Origin of the sequence: Streptomyces sp. NBC_00490 (genome assembly GCF_036013645.1) — a bacterium.
In the GTDB taxonomy this organism is placed as follows: domain Bacteria; phylum Actinomycetota; class Actinomycetes; order Streptomycetales; family Streptomycetaceae; genus Streptomyces; species Streptomyces canus_F.
The window spans coordinates 2,379,876-2,392,977 of record NZ_CP107869.1; the positions used below are offsets into that span (position 1 = coordinate 2,379,876).

General features: G+C 70.2%; 15 protein-coding genes. 2 read left to right on the top strand and 13 right to left on the bottom strand.

Translation table 11 applies throughout. From position 1 onward, the window contains the following. Positions 1-3 precede the first annotated feature (3 nt). On the bottom strand, positions 4-981 hold the full coding sequence (locus OG381_RS10700; RefSeq protein ID WP_307033282.1) for an aspartate carbamoyltransferase catalytic subunit: 978 nt from the start codon (positions 979-981) through the stop codon (positions 4-6). A 79-nt stretch (positions 982-1,060) separates the two neighbouring features. Further along, entirely contained in the window at positions 1,061-1,636 is a 576-nt protein-coding gene (pyrR, locus tag OG381_RS10705) for a bifunctional pyr operon transcriptional regulator/uracil phosphoribosyltransferase PyrR (protein WP_327715888.1), read from the bottom strand. Between the two features lie 253 nt (positions 1,637-1,889). Here pyrR and bldD point away from each other — a divergent pair, with 253 nt between their 5' ends. Then, complete coding sequence (gene bldD, locus OG381_RS10710; RefSeq protein WP_067366005.1) at positions 1,890-2,390, top strand: transcriptional regulator BldD; 501 nt, start codon at positions 1,890-1,892, stop codon at positions 2,388-2,390. Between the two features lie 179 nt (positions 2,391-2,569). Here bldD and nusB read toward each other — a convergent pair whose 3' ends face one another. From nusB to OG381_RS10755, 9 genes are all read right to left on the bottom strand, one after another. Then, on the bottom strand, positions 2,570-3,004 hold the full coding sequence (nusB, locus tag OG381_RS10715) for a transcription antitermination factor NusB (RefSeq protein ID WP_046260054.1): 435 nt from the start codon (positions 3,002-3,004) through the stop codon (positions 2,570-2,572). 2 nt (positions 3,005-3,006) lie between these two features. Continuing rightward, entirely contained in the window at positions 3,007-3,573 is a 567-nt protein-coding gene (efp, locus tag OG381_RS10720; RefSeq protein ID WP_046260055.1) for an elongation factor P, read from the bottom strand. Between the two features lie 51 nt (positions 3,574-3,624). Then, positions 3,625-4,731 carry an aminopeptidase P family protein gene (locus tag OG381_RS10725; protein ID WP_327715889.1) on the bottom strand — a complete coding sequence of 369 codons (1,107 nt, stop codon included), beginning with the start codon at positions 4,729-4,731 and terminating at the stop codon, positions 3,625-3,627. Between the two features lie 164 nt (positions 4,732-4,895). After that, complete coding sequence (locus OG381_RS10730; RefSeq protein WP_327715890.1) at positions 4,896-5,741, bottom strand: Pro-rich N-terminal domain-containing protein; 846 nt, start codon at positions 5,739-5,741, stop codon at positions 4,896-4,898. 164 nt (positions 5,742-5,905) lie between these two features. Next, the gene (gene aroB / locus OG381_RS10735; protein ID WP_327715891.1) at positions 5,906-6,997 is read right to left on the bottom strand and encodes a 3-dehydroquinate synthase; all 1,092 of its coding nucleotides are present in this window, start codon (positions 6,995-6,997) and stop codon (positions 5,906-5,908) included. Beyond that, on the bottom strand, positions 6,994-7,509 hold the full coding sequence (locus tag OG381_RS10740; RefSeq protein WP_327715892.1) for a shikimate kinase: 516 nt from the start codon (positions 7,507-7,509) through the stop codon (positions 6,994-6,996). The genes aroB and OG381_RS10740 overlap by 4 nt, the downstream gene beginning before the upstream one ends. Further along, positions 7,506-8,690, bottom strand: a complete 1,185-nt coding sequence (gene aroC / locus OG381_RS10745) for a chorismate synthase (RefSeq protein ID WP_327715893.1) — start codon at positions 8,688-8,690, stop codon at positions 7,506-7,508. The genes OG381_RS10740 and aroC overlap by 4 nt, the downstream gene beginning before the upstream one ends. Before the next feature lie 171 nt (positions 8,691-8,861). After that, positions 8,862-9,212 (bottom strand): hypothetical protein, encoded by a 351-nt coding sequence (locus tag OG381_RS10750; RefSeq protein ID WP_327715894.1) that lies wholly within the window; start codon positions 9,210-9,212, stop codon positions 8,862-8,864. A gap of 47 nt (positions 9,213-9,259) precedes the next feature. Next, positions 9,260-10,099 carry a shikimate dehydrogenase gene (locus OG381_RS10755; protein WP_327715895.1) on the bottom strand — a complete coding sequence of 280 codons (840 nt, stop codon included), beginning with the start codon at positions 10,097-10,099 and terminating at the stop codon, positions 9,260-9,262. Between the two features lie 195 nt (positions 10,100-10,294). Here OG381_RS10755 and OG381_RS10760 point away from each other — a divergent pair, with 195 nt between their 5' ends. Continuing rightward, entirely contained in the window at positions 10,295-10,738 is a 444-nt protein-coding gene (locus OG381_RS10760) for a serine/threonine protein kinase (protein WP_327715896.1), read from the top strand. Between the two features lie 59 nt (positions 10,739-10,797). On the opposite strand, the gene mltG is transcribed toward OG381_RS10760, so the two are convergent. Continuing rightward, on the bottom strand, positions 10,798-12,513 hold the full coding sequence (gene mltG / locus OG381_RS10765) for an endolytic transglycosylase MltG (RefSeq protein ID WP_327715897.1): 1,716 nt from the start codon (positions 12,511-12,513) through the stop codon (positions 10,798-10,800). A 122-nt stretch (positions 12,514-12,635) separates the two neighbouring features. Next, positions 12,636-13,100, bottom strand: coding sequence for a Holliday junction resolvase RuvX (gene ruvX, locus OG381_RS10770; protein WP_327722436.1), 465 nt, complete (start codon positions 13,098-13,100; stop codon positions 12,636-12,638). Between the last annotated feature and the right edge of the window lie 2 nt (positions 13,101-13,102).

A 13,102-nucleotide genomic window follows, 5' to 3' on the forward strand; every position in this document is an offset into this window, starting at 1 on the left:
CTCTTACTTCTCCTCGATACGGGTGTGGCTGACGGCGGGCTCGTTGCCACCCAGCAGCAGGTACAGAACGGCCATCCGGATGGAGACTCCGTTTGCGACCTGCTCGACGACGGTGCAGCGGTCGGAGTCGGCGACCTCGGCGGTGATCTCCATGCCGCGGACCATCGGCCCGGGGTGCATCACGATGGCGTGCTCGGGCATCTTCGCCATGCGCTCGCCGTCGAGGCCGTAGCGCCGCGAGTACTCGCGCTCGGTCGGGAAGAACGCGGCGTTCATCCGCTCGCGCTGCACGCGCAGCATCATCACCGCGTCGGACTTGGAGAGCGTGCTGTCCAGGTCGTACGACACCTCGCACGGCCAGGACTCGACGCCGACCGGCACCAGGGTGGGCGGCGCGACGAGGGTGACCTCGGCGCCGAGGGTGTGCAGCAGGTCGACGTTGGAGCGGGCGACCCGGCTGTGCAGGACGTCGCCGACGAGCGTGATGCGCTTGCCGGACAGGTCCTGGCCGAGGCCGGCGTCCCTGCCGATGAGGCGGCGGCGCATGGTGAAGGCGTCCAACAGGGCCTGGGTGGGGTGCTGGTGGGTGCCGTCACCGGCGTTGATCACCACGGCGTCGATCCAGCCGGAGGTGGCGAGCCGGTAGGGGGCACCGGAGGCGCCGTGCCGGATGACGACGGCGTCGACGCCCATGGCCTCCAGGGTCTGGGCGGTGTCCTTGAGGGACTCGCCCTTGGACACGCTCGACCCCTTGGCCGTGAAGTTGATGACGTCCGCGGACAGGCGCTTCTCCGCGGCCTCGAAGGAGATACGCGTGCGCGTGGAGTCCTCGAAGAAGAGGTTGACGATCGTGCGGCCGCGCAGGGTCGGCAGCTTCTTGATCGGCCGGTCGGCGACCCGGGCCATCTCCTCGGCGGTGTCGAGGATCAGGACGGCGTCGTCGCGGGTGAGGTCGGCGGCCGAGATGAGATGACGCTGCATCTGTCAGGCTCCGTAGGGCAGTTCGGGAGATTACGGGCAAGTGCGGGCACGCCGAAGTCAGGCGTCCCTCGCCGTCTCGCTACGGGGTCTGCTTGGCGCCGAGCAGCACGGTGTCGCGACCGTCCTCCTCGGCGAGCAGGACCTTGACCGTCTCCCGCAACGACGTGGGGAGGTTCTTGCCGACGTAGTCGGCGCGGATGGGCAGTTCGCGGTGGCCGCGGTCGACGAGGACCGCGAGCTGCACCGCGCGCGGACGCCCGATGTCGTTCAGGGCGTCGAGGGCGGCGCGGATGGTGCGGCCGGAGAAGAGCACGTCGTCGACGAGGACGACGAGACGGCCGTCGATGCCGTCACCGGGGATGTCGGTGCGGGCCAGCGCACGCGGCGGGTGCATGCGCAGATCGTCCCGGTACATGGTGATGTCGAGCGAACCGACCGGAATCTTGCGCTCGGTGATCTCCTCGAGCTTGGTGGCGAGCCGCTGGGCGAGGAAGACGCCGCGGGTCGGGATGCCGAGGAGCACCACGTCGTCGGCGCCCTTGGCGCGTTCGACGATCTCGTGGGCGATGCGGGTCAGCACGCGGGCGATGTCGGGGCCTTCGAGAACGGGCCGGGCATCGGACGGTGCGTCCTGCTGGTTGTCCTGCGTGTCCATATGAAACGGACCTCCTTCTCCGCCTCACGGGACGGACCTTAAAGGACGTCGGAATTGCGCCATCCACGTTAGCAGGCCCGGACGACCGCCCCGTTCACCCCCTTGGCCCAATCAGCCACCGCGGGCACGGAAGAGTCGGTGTGGACCATTCGGCTTGACGCACAAGAGTCACGCTGCGTAACCTCACAGTGAGTTACCAGACGCGCGGCAGGAAACAACCCCAGTCGCGTTGATCCAGTGTCCGGGGAGCTATATGTCCAGCGAATACGCCAAACAGCTCGGGGCCAAGCTCCGGGCCATCCGCACCCAGCAGGGCCTTTCCCTCCACGGTGTCGAGGAGAAGTCCCAGGGACGCTGGAAGGCGGTCGTGGTCGGTTCGTACGAGCGTGGCGACCGCGCCGTGACCGTGCAGCGTCTCGCCGAGTTGGCGGATTTCTACGGCGTACCCGTCCAGGAGCTGCTGCCGGGCACCACGCCGGGCGGAGCCGCCGAGCCGCCGCCGAAGCTGGTCCTCGACCTGGAGCGGCTGGCCCATGTGCCGGCCGAGAAGGCGGGCCCCCTGCAGCGCTACGCCGCGACGATCCAGTCGCAGCGCGGTGACTACAACGGCAAGGTGCTCTCGATCCGCCAGGACGACCTGCGCACACTCGCCGTCATCTACGACCAGTCGCCCTCGGTCCTCACCGAGCAGCTGATCAGCTGGGGCGTGCTGGACGCCGACGCGCGTCGCGCGGTCTCCCACGACGAGGGCTGAGCCGCTTCCCGCCTCAGCAGAAACGTGCCGCCGGGGTGGCCGGAACTTCACGGTTCCGGCCACCCCGGCGGCTTTCTGCGGCCCTCGGGGGCCCCAGGGGCACCGGGATGCCAGAGGGCCCGCAGCAGTCACGCTGCGGGCCCTCTGGCATGTCGTACCTCTGGCGACCTGGCGGCCTCCTACGCCTCGTCGCGGCGCAGAGACGGCTTCAGGTCCTTGAAACGGCCCAGCAGGCCGTTCACGAACGCCGGCGACTCGTCCGTGGAGAACTCCTTCGCCAGCTGCACCATCTCGTCCAGCACGACGGCGTCCGGGGTCGCGTCGACCCAGATCAGCTCGTGCGCGCCGAGACGCAGGATGTTGCGGTCCACGACCGGCATCCGGTCGAGCGTCCAGCCGACCGAGTACTGCGCGATCAGCTCGTCGATGCGCTTCGCGTGTTCCGCGTAGCCCTCGACCAACTGCATCGTGTACTCGCTGACCGGCGGCTGCCGGGTGTCGTCCCGGGACAGCCGGATCCAGTCCGCCAGGACCGTCAGGACATCGACGCCGCGCTGGTCGCCCTCGAAGAGGATCTGGAAGGCGCGCTTGCGGGCCGTGTTGCGGGCAGCCACGGTTAGCTGTTCACCCGGCCGAGGTAGTCGCTCGTGCGGGTGTCGACCTTGATCTTCTCACCGGTGGTGATGAAGAGCGGCACGTTGATCTGGTGACCGGTCTCCAGGGTGGCGGGCTTGGTGCCACCGGTGGAGCGGTCGCCCTGGAGGCCCGGCTCGGTCTCCTGGACCACGAGCTCGACGGCGGCCGGCAGCTCGACGAAGAGCACCTCGCCCTCGTGCTGCGCGACGGTGGCCGTGAAGCCCTCGATGAGGAAGTTCGCGGCGTCCGCGACCGTCTTGCGGTCGATCATCAGCTGGTCGTAGGTCTCCATGTCCATGAAGACGAAGTACTCGCCGTCCATGTACGAGAACTGCATGTCGCGCTTGTCGACAGTGGCCGTCTCGACCTTGACGCCGGCGTTGAACGTCTTGTCGACGACCTTGCCGGACAGCACGTTCTTGAGCTTGGTGCGCACGAAGGCCGGGCCCTTGCCGGGCTTGACGTGCTGGAACTCGACGACGGACCAGAGCTGGCCGCCTTCGAGCTTGAGCACAAGGCCGTTCTTGAGGTCGTTCGTGGAAGCCACGGTTGCGGAATCTCCTGGACTGACGTGGACGACCCCGGCGCACGCACCTGACTAGAGGGCGAGCAGCTCCTTGGTCGTGATGGTGAGTAGCTCGGGTCCGCCGTCCGCCTCGGGGCGTACGACGAGCGTGTCATCGATCCGGACACCGCCCCGGCCCGGGAGGTGGACCCCCGGTTCGACGGTGACCGGCACGCAAGCGTCCAGTTTACCCATGGCTGCGGGGGTCAGCTGCGGGTCCTCCTCGATTTCGAGTCCCACGCCGTGTCCGGTCAGTACCGGAAGGGCCTCCGCGTACCCCGCGGAGTCCAGTACCTGCCGGGCCGCACGGTCCACGTCACGGTAGGCCGCGCCGGGTGCGAGAGCCTCCCGCCCGGCCCGCTGGGCAGCGAAGACGAGGTCGTAGAGCTCGATCTGCCAGTCCGCCGGCGACGTACCGATCACGAACGTACGGCCGATCTCACAGCGGTAGCCGCGGTACGTCGCCCCGAGGCACACGGAGAGAAAGTCGCCCTCCTCGACGCGGCGGTCGGTCGGACGGTGGGCCCGCCGGCCGGAATTCGGGCCGGTGGCGACGGAGGTGGGGAAGGCGGGGCCGTCGGCGCCGTGATCCACCAGGCGCCGCTCCAGTTCCAGAGCGAGGTGGCGTTCGGTGCGGCCGACGAGGATGGACTCCAGGAGCTCCCCCAGGGCCTGGTCGGCGATCTCCGCGCCGATCCGGAGGCAGGAGATCTCCTCCTCGTCCTTGATGATCCGGAGCTGCTCGACGGCTCCGCCGAGGTCGGTGAGGCGCAGCCGCGGGACGACCGAGCGCAGCGCCCGGTGCCGGGCGACGGTGAGATGGTGCTCCTCCACCGCGACGGAATCTCCGCCCTGTGCGGCGGCGAGGTCACCGGCGGCGACGGCGGGGTCGCCTCCGGCGCCGGGGAGGATGTGCACTCTCAGCGCCTCGTCCGGGCGGCCGTCCGAGGGACGGTCGTCCGGTGGGCCGGAGCACACCAGCAGGTCCTCGGTCTTGCCGAGGAGCAGGACGGCGCCGAGCGGGGCTGCGCCCGCGAGATAGCGCACGTTGGCGGGGCGGGAGATGAGGGCCGACGTGCTGCCGACCGCGTTGCAGCGTTCCCTCAGCCTGGTGCGGCGGGCCGCGTAGACCTCTGACATGACACGAGCGTAGGAGCGGTGTCTGGTTTGTGCCGGTTGGGAGGGTGCCGTTCGGGGGACGGGGTGCCCGCTTCGGGTGGTACGCCGACCAGCGGTCCGTGGGGGCCGGTCGCGCCCACGCGGCGGAGCCGCATATTGATACAGCCCCGCGCCCCCAAGGGGCGCTACCAGCTCGGGGGGCTTGCGATCGATCGTGCCAGTACGTCGTCCAGTACCTGCGCCGTCTGCGGGACATCCAGCTGCGAGTTGTCGATGATCGGCAGGCCCGAGCCGTACCAGCCCGCCATGCGGCCGTGGATGCGGGCGACCTCCTCGTCCGTGAGGCGGCGGTTGCCGGAGCGTTCCGCGTTGCGCTCCAGGACGATCTCCAGGCCCGGCAGCAGGACCACCGGCAGCAGCCCCGGACCCACGTGCCGCTTCCAGCCGCCGAGGCCCACGACCGGCCGGTCCGGGAAGACGGCGTCGTCGAGGATGCAGGAGATGCCGTTGGCGAGGAAGTTGCGGGCGGCGAAGCCGCAGGTGCGGCGGGCGAGGCGGTACTGGGCCTCGGAGTGGTCGTTCCAGCCGGACTGGGGGTCGGCGAAGCCCGAGCGGACCCATTCGCGGACGTCGTCGAGGCTGATGTGGGCGGTGGGGACCCTGCGGTGGTCCGCCCAGTACTTGGCGACGCTCGTCTTGCCGGCGCCCGCCGGGCCGATCAGCAGCACCGCGAGGGTCGTGCCGGCGGGGTCGGCCGCGACCGCGGCGGACGGGGTCGCGGGGACGGCGACGGGGCCGCCGGGGGGCAGCGGGACATGGCCGGTGGTGTCCGGGGCCGGAGGAACCGGCGGGTGGGGAGGCTGCGGGGCGAAGCCCGGTGCCGGGGGCGGCGGCGGGGGCACCGAGGCGGACGTCTGGTGCGCACCCGGGTGAGGGGCACCCGGGTGGTGTGCGGCCGGCGACCAGCCGACGGCCGGTCCGTGCCCCGGCTGGTGGGGCGGCGGCAGCGGAGAACCCACTGCGTGCTGCATCCGGTGCCACTCCGTCTCGTACAGGCAATTGGCGCTGGCAGCGGGGTACGAACCCCGCTCCTTACCGAACGGTACCGTCCCCGGCCGCCGTTTGGTGAACGGCCGGGGACGGCCCTAAGTGCCCGTGCCCGTAAGGCAAATCGGACGGATGGCGCCTGTGCGGACTACTCGCCCACCTCGCCGTACGCGGCGAGCAGCACGGCCGGATCGGGGCCCTCCAGGACGGTGGGCTTGCCCAGTCCGTCCAGGACGATGAAGCGCAGCAGGTCGCCGCGGGACTTCTTGTCGACCTTCATGTTCTCCAGCAGCTTGGGCCACTGGTCGTAGCGGTAGTGCAGCGGCAGGCCGACCGACTCCAGGACCGTGCGGTGACGGTCCGCCGTGGCGTCGTCCAACCGGCCCGCGACACGGCCGAGTTCGGCCGCGAAGTGCATGCCCACGGCGACGGCGGCGCCGTGCCGCCACTTGTACCGCTCGTTCTTCTCGATGGCGTGGGCCAGCGTGTGGCCGTAGTTGAGGATCTCCCGCAGTCCCGACTCCTTCAGGTCCGCGGAGACGACCTCGGCCTTGACCCGGATGGCCCGCTCGATCAGCTCGGACGTGTGCGGGCCCGCCGGGGTGCGCGCGGCCTCGGGGTCGGACTCGATGAGGTCCAGGATCACCGGATCGGCGATGAACCCGGCCTTGATGATCTCCGCGAGTCCGGAGACGTAGTCGTTGACCGGCAGGGACTCCAGCGCGGCCAGGTCGCACAGCACACCGGCCGGCGGGTGGAAGGCACCGACGAGGTTCTTGCCCTCGGCGGTGTTGATGCCGGTCTTGCCGCCGACGGCCGCGTCCACCATCGCCAGGACTGTGGTGGGGATCGCGATCCAGCGCACGCCGCGCAGCCAGGTCGCGGCCACGAAACCGGCCAGGTCGGTGGTCGAGCCGCCGCCGACGCCCACGACGACGTCGGTGCGGGTGAAGCCGGACTGGCCCAGCGCCTTCCAGCAGTAGGCGGCGACCTCGGCGGTCTTGGCCTCCTCGGCGTTGGGCACCTGGATGGCGACCGTCTCGAAGCCCTGCTCGGCGAGGTCGGCCCGCAGCGCCTCACCGGTCTCGGCGAGCGCCTCGGGGTGGACGACCGCGACCCGCTTGGCCTTGGGACCGATCAACGAGCCGAGCTCGCCCAGGAGTTGACGGCCCACCAGGACCTCGTACGGCTCGCTGCCCGCGGTGCCGCCGACCTGGATCCGCGTCGCTGCCTCGCTCATGCTTCCTTCAACTCCAGTGCGTCCAGGGCGGCTTGGGTGACTTCTTCGGGCGTACGGCCGTCCGTGGCGACGACCGCCGTGGCGATCCCCTCGTACAGGTGCCGCCGGGCCTCCATCAGTTCGCGCCACTGCTTGCGCGGGTTGACCGCGAGCAGCGGGCGGGCGGCGTTGAGTCCGGTGCGCTTGACCGCCTCCTCGACGTCCATCGAGAGGTAGACGACCCGCTGCCCGGCCAGCAGCGCGCGGGTGTCCTCGTCGAGGATCGCGCCGCCGCCGAGGGCGAGGACGCCGTCGTGCTCGGTGAGCGCCCGACGCACGGCGGCCTTCTCGATCGCCCGGAAGACCGGCTCCCCCTCGTCGACGAAGATCTCGGCGATGGTCCGGCCCTGCTCGGCGACGATGTCCTCGTCCGTGTCCCGGTAACCGACACCCAGCCGCGCGGCCAGCAGCTGCCCGACGGTGGACTTGCCCACGCCCATCGGACCGACGAGCACCACCTGCGGACGGCTCATCGGATGGCCAGGTTCTCGAGGTACGACCGGACGTTCCGGCGGGTCTCGGGCACCGAGTCGCCACCGAACTTCTCCGCCACCGCGTCCGCGAGGACCAGGGCCACCATGGCCTCGGCGACGATGCCCGCGGCGGGCACCGCGGAGACGTCGGAGCGCTGGTGGTGGGCCTGGGCGGCCTCGCCGGTGGTGACGTCCACGGTCTGCAGGGCGCGCGGGACGGTCGCGATCGGCTTCATCGCGGCACGCACCCGCAGCAGCTCGCCCGTGCTCAGACCGCCCTCGGTGCCGCCGGAGCGGCCGGAGACGCGGCGGATACCCTCGGGCGTGTTGACGATCTCGTCGTGCGCCTTGGAGCCGGGCACCCGTGCCAGCTCGAAACCGTCACCGAGCTCGACGCCCTTGATGGCCTGGATACCCATCAGCGCACCTGCCAGACGGGCGTCCAGCTTGCGGTCCCAGTGCACATGCGAGCCGAGGCCCACCGGAACGCCGTAGGCCAGGATCTCGACCACACCGCCCAGGGTGTCGCCGTCCTTGTGGGCCTGGTCGACCTCGGCCACCATCGCCTTCGACGTGTCCGCGTCCAGGCAGCGCAGCGGATCGGCGTCCAGCTTCTCGACGTCGGCCGGGGTCGGGTACACACCCTGCGGGGCCTTCACGGAGCACAGCTCGACGACATGGCTGACGATCTCGATGCCGGCCGTCTCCTTGAGGTACGACCGGGCCACCGCGCCCAGCGCCACCCGCGCCGCGGTCTCGCGGGCGGAGGCACGCTCCAGGATCGGGCGGGCCTCGTCGAAGCCGTACTTCTGCATGCCGGCGAGGTCGGCGTGGCCGGGGCGCGGGCGGGTCAGCGGCGCGTTGCGCGCGAGTCCCGCCAGGATCTCCGGGTCGACGGGGTCGGGAGCCATGACCTGCTCCCACTTGGGCCACTCGGTGTTGCCCACCATGATCGCGACCGGGGAGCCGAGGGTGAGGCCGTGCCGGACGCCGCCGAGGAAGGTGACCTGGTCCTGCTCGAACTTCATCCGCGCGCCGCGTCCATAACCGAGGCGACGCCGGGCGAGGTGGTCCGCCACCATCTCCGTGGTGATCGGCACGCCGGCGGGAAGGCCCTCCAGCGTCGCGACGAGTGCGGGGCCGTGGGACTCCCCCGCGGTCAGCCAGCGCAACCTGCTCAACGGTGCTCCTCAGTGCTCGCGCCCTCGTACTGCCCTGCGTACACGCGTCCTCGCGTACGGCAATGGCGCGACCGGGTGCGCGGCCCCGGCCCGCCACCTTCGATCCTCCCATGTCCGGCACGCTCCTCCCGCCGCTGGTCCATCAGGCGGACGGATGCGCACCGCAACGGCTCAGACGGAACCGTTCCCCTGCCGGTTCTGCGGCGCGTAGGCCCCCAGGAAGTCGGCACCGCTCTGCTGGGCGGGCGCCGGCTGCGGCGGCGTCGGCGCCTGCTGGGGCGCGTACGCACCGAGGTAGTGGGCGCCGCTGCGCTGTCCGTACTGCGCCGCCGCGTGCACCGGCTGCCCGTTGCGCACGGCCCGCCGGTAGTCGATCTTGCGCTTGAGCTTGACGACCCAGGACACGACCACCGCGAGCACGACCAGGGCGATCACGGTGATCTGCACCCAGTCGGGCATGAACTTCAGTACGGCTTCGAATATCTCGCTCTTGCCGGATGCCAACTGCATGCCTGCGGACACGTCTGCACTCCCCTCCCGGTTCCGCCCCCTGCGGAACCCGGAGGATCCTAGCGGGCAGCCAGCGCGCGCTCGCCCGCTTTCCGCATGGCCGCCAGCGGGGCCCGGGCGCAGCCCGTCATCTGCTCGACCTGCAGCACCGCCTGGTGCACCAGCAGGTCGAGTCCGCTGACCACGGCCCCGCCGAACATGGACCAGCGGGCCGCGAGCTCGGTGGGCCACGGCTCGTACAGCACGTCGAAGAGGGTGGTGGGCCGCTCGGGTACGGCGGCGACGAGGGCGTCCGTCGTGCCGGCCGGGGTGGTGGCGATCACCAGGGGGCGGTGCAGCGCGTCGGCGGCGTCGGCCCAGTCCTCGGTACGCACCTCGACGTCGAGTCGCTCGCCCCACTGCCGCATCTCGGCGGCCCTGGCCTCGCTGCGGACGTAGACGACGACCTCACCGGCGCAGACCCGGGCCAGCGCGGCCAGCGCGGAGGACGCGGTGGCGCCCGCGCCGAGGATCGCGGCGGAGTCCACCTGCTCGATGCCGTGCTCGCGCAGGGCGGCGACGATCCCGGGGATGTCGGTGTTGTCGCCGACGCGGCGGCCGTCCTCGGTGAACACGAGGGTGTTGACCGCCTCGACCGAGGCGGCGGTCTCGCTGACCTCGTCGAGCAGCGGGATGACGGCCCGCTTGAGCGGCATGGTCAGCGACAGCCCGGCCCACTCCGGGCCCAGGTCCGCGACGAACCCGGGCAGCGCGGCCTCATCGACGTCGAAGCGGTCGTACGACCAGTCCGTGAGCCCCAGTTCCTCGTACGCGGCGCGGTGCAGCACCGGCGAGAGGGAATGGCCGATGGGCGAACCGAGCACGGCGGCCCGGCGGGTGTCAGTGGCCCGAGCTGTCATTGAACCTGTCCTTGAGCCTCGCGAATCCGCCCTGCGGCGTCTGCGGATTCGGTCCGTTTCCCGACGTCGGCCCCCAGTCGAACAATTATCCGAAAATCGCCACCCGGCGTCCGGAAACCCGCTGTCTGGCGACCTGTGCGGATCGTATCGTCCCTCGCGTCTTGATCCTTTGTCAGTGAGGACACCCCCACCACCATGAGACATGTTCTGAGAGCAGTCGTCGCGATCTGCGCCGCCCTGGGCCTCTCCCTGGCGTTCACGGGCTCGGCTCAGGCGGCGAGCAACCCGGTCACCGTCTGCGGTTCGGGCTACTACGTCCAGTCGTCCCACGAGTTGGGCCTGTACCTGGAGACCGGCGGGCCGCAGGCGATCGTGTACCTGCTCTACAACTCCTCGACCGGTTACAACTGCGCGGTCACCGTCGTCACCGGCGAGCAGATCGGCAACCCCGTCAACGTCGGCATCCGCGCCGAGGGCGGCACCTGGCTCAGGGACCCCGGCAACTACAACTCCTACGCCGGTCCCGTGCGCGTGAAGGCCGCGGGCAAGTGCGTGCAGTACATGGGGTCGACCCGCTGGTGGAGCTCTTCGTCTCCGTACACCGACACGTACACGAGCCCGCTGGGCTGGTGCGGCTGACGGATCGGCCGAACGGCTGGGCCCCGGTGCGGACGTCCGTCCCGGGGCCCAGCCGTCGTTCAGTCCTTGTTCCTCGACGCGTTGAACTGGTCGCGCAGCCTCTCGTGCTCCGCGAGCGTCTTGGTGAACTTGCTGGTCTTGCCGTCCAGCGAGATGAAGTAGTACCAGCCCTGCTTCGTCGGGTTGAGCGCTCCCTTGAGCGCCTCCGCACCGGGGTTGTCGATGGGCCCGGGGGGCAGTCCCTTGACGTAGTACGTGTTGTAAGGGTTGTTGTACTGCTTCAGCTCGGCGATCGTCAGGTCGATCTTGCTCTGGTTCTTGATGTAGTTGTACGTGGAGTCGAACTCCAGGGAGCCGTACGTCTGCGGGTTCCCGGGCTTGAGCCGGTTGTAGACGACCTCGGCCATCTTGCGGAAGTCGTCGTGGCTGGTGCCCTCGGCCTGCGCGAGACTCGCCACGGTGAGCAGCTCCCAGGGACCGTCGAGGCCCAGGCCCTCGGCCTTCTTCTCCAGGCCGAGCTCCTCGTACGTGTCGTTCGCCCGGGAGACCATCTCCTTGAGGACGGTCTCCGGCTTCTGCCCCTTGCTGGCCGCGTAGGCGGACGGATAGAGGAACCCTTCGAGCGGGTCCTTCAGTTCGGAGTGGCCCAGCGCCCAGTCGGGCAGCCCGAACTCCTTGTACTTCTGCTTCGCGACCTTCGCCGTGGTGCCCTTGTCGAGGTCGAGGCGCTTGTCGATCGCCTCGTAGACCTTCGCATTGCGCTGGCCTTCGGTGACGATCAGGTTGTTCTTGCTCTTGGGGTCGAGCATCAGCGCTACGGCGCTATCGGCGGACATCTCCTTGTTCAGGAGGTAGGAGCCGGCCTGGATGCTTCCCGAGTTGTCGTTCTGGGTGAACGCGGACACGAAAGCGTCCACGCTCTTCACGACGCCGGCCTTCTCAAGGAGCCGCCCGATGTCCGCGCCGTTGGCACCCTTCGGGACGGTGACGGCCACCGTCGCACTCGTCCCGTCGCCCGCGAAGTCCGGAGCCGAGGAGAAACGATCCTTGTAGAACTGGTAGCCGAAGTATCCGACTCCACCGATCCCGCCGCCGAACACCAGCAGGACCACCAGGCACGCGCAGCCGCTGCGTCGTTTCTTCGGTTTCTTGCCGCCGCGGCCCCTGCGGTCGCCGCGTCCGCCCTGGTCGTCGGTGTCCTCGGCATCGTCCTCGTCGTCACCGCCGCCCGCGAAGAAGGCGTGTTCGCCCTGGTCGGGGCCGGGGTCCCAGTCCGCCCGCTGCGGTTCCGGCTCGGTGCGGCGGCTCGGCGGCTCCGGCGGCGGGTAGGCGTCGGGCGTGCCGTAGTAGTCCGGCTGCTCCCCGGTGCCGTACGCGGCGGCCTGCTGACCGTAGGGGTCCGACGGGTCCGTGTACTGGACGTGCGTGTGCGTCCCGGTGCCCCAGCCGTTGTTGTCGTACTGCTGCTGGTGCTGTTGGGGCTGCTGGGGCGCGTACTGCTGCTGGTCGTAGTTCTGGTTCGGGTCGTACTGCTGCTGGTCGTACTGCTGCGGGTACTGCTGCTGCGCCTGACCGTGATCGCCCTGCTGGCCGGTGCCCCAGTCGCCGTACTCCGACTGCTGCTGCGGCTGCTGCGGATAGTGCTGCGGCTGGCCGCCGTAGGCAGCTTGATGGCCGGCGTGGCCCTGCTGCCCTTCCCATCCGCCGTCCCCGTAGTACGGGTCCTGCGGATGCCACGGTTCGGAGCCTTCCTGGCCCCGGCCATACTCAGTCATCGATCCCCTAGAGCCGCGAGGCGGCGGTCGCGCGGCGTGTAGCCCGGCATCAGTTCCGCCTCTCTCTGTGCGGCCTCTGTTCGAACAGCGCCGCAGTCGCGCGGAACGTTACCGTATCGCGATCAGATGACCACTTCGACGCTCTCTCCGGGTGCTTTACCTGACACCCGTTCGGATTCGAGCGCCTGCTGGAGGATGATCACAGCGGCGGCCTGGTCGATGACGGAGCGGCCCTTCTTGGATTTCACACCCGAGGCGCGCAGTCCCTGGCTGGCCGTCACCGTGGTCATCCGCTCGTCCAGCAGCCTCACCGGTATCGGCGCGATGCCCTTGGCGAGCTCCTGGGCGAAGGCCCTGACCTTCACCGCGGCCGGGCCCTCGCCCCCCTTGAGGGAGCGAGGGAATCCGACGACGACCTCGATCGGCTCGTACTCCTCGACGATCTGCTTCAGCCGTCGATGAGCGGCCGGGACGTCCCGGCCGGGGACCGTCTCCACCGGGGTGGCGAGGATCCCGTCGGGGTCGCACGAGGCGACCCCGATCCGGGCGTCCCCGACGTCGATGGCGAGCCGGCGGCCTCTGCGCATCG

Excerpts from the sequence above, each read along its gene's own strand:
- bldD (WP_067366005.1), top strand. The coding sequence starts at position 1,890 with ATGTCCAGCGAATACGCCAAACAGCTCGGGGCCAAGCTCCGGGCCATC.
- OG381_RS10760 (WP_327715896.1), top strand. The coding sequence starts at position 10,295 with ATGAGACATGTTCTGAGAGCAGTCGTCGCGATCTGCGCCGCCCTGGGC.
- pyrR (WP_327715888.1), bottom strand. The coding sequence starts at position 1,636 with ATGGACACGCAGGACAACCAGCAGGACGCACCGTCCGATGCCCGGCCC.
- OG381_RS10730 (WP_327715890.1), bottom strand. The coding sequence starts at position 5,741 with ATGCAGCACGCAGTGGGTTCTCCGCTGCCGCCGCCCCACCAGCCGGGG.
- OG381_RS10755 (WP_327715895.1), bottom strand. The coding sequence starts at position 10,099 with ATGACAGCTCGGGCCACTGACACCCGCCGGGCCGCCGTGCTCGGTTCG.
- aroB (WP_327715891.1), bottom strand. The coding sequence starts at position 6,997 with ATGAGCGAGGCAGCGACGCGGATCCAGGTCGGCGGCACCGCGGGCAGC.
- OG381_RS10700 (WP_307033282.1), bottom strand. The coding sequence starts at position 981 with ATGCAGCGTCATCTCATCTCGGCCGCCGACCTCACCCGCGACGACGCC.
- ruvX (WP_327722436.1), bottom strand. The coding sequence starts at position 13,100 with ATGCGCAGAGGCCGCCGGCTCGCCATCGACGTCGGGGACGCCCGGATC.
- OG381_RS10725 (WP_327715889.1), bottom strand. The coding sequence starts at position 4,731 with ATGTCAGAGGTCTACGCGGCCCGCCGCACCAGGCTGAGGGAACGCTGC.
- mltG (WP_327715897.1), bottom strand. The coding sequence starts at position 12,513 with ATGACTGAGTATGGCCGGGGCCAGGAAGGCTCCGAACCGTGGCATCCG.
- OG381_RS10740 (WP_327715892.1), bottom strand. The coding sequence starts at position 7,509 with ATGAGCCGTCCGCAGGTGGTGCTCGTCGGTCCGATGGGCGTGGGCAAG.